At 43.9% G+C, this 228-nt stretch carries 1 rRNA gene; it reads left to right on the top strand.

Annotated features, from left to right (window positions below):
• Positions 1-39 precede the first annotated feature (39 nt).
• Positions 40-228 (top strand): 16S ribosomal RNA (locus tag NJT12_RS24975); the annotation flags it as partial.

The raw sequence follows: 228 nt of genomic DNA, 5'->3' as shown, positions 1-228 counted from the left end.
CGAATAACAATACGATCTAAGTGATTAGATCAACAATATACGATGAAGAGTTTGATCCTGGCTCAGGATGAACGCTAGCGGCAGGCTTAACACATGCAAGTCGAGGGGTATAGTTCTTCGGAACTAGAGACCGGCGCACGGGTGCGTAACGCGTATGCAATCTACCTTTTACAGAGGGATAGCCCAGAGAAATTTGGATTAATACCTCATAGTATTATGAAATGGCAT

The sequence above is a fragment of the Flavobacterium azizsancarii genome (assembly GCF_027980145.1).
GTDB classification, from domain to species: Bacteria; Bacteroidota; Bacteroidia; order Flavobacteriales; family Flavobacteriaceae; genus Flavobacterium; species Flavobacterium azizsancarii.
This window is presented reverse-complemented; position numbering and strand designations above follow the sequence as displayed.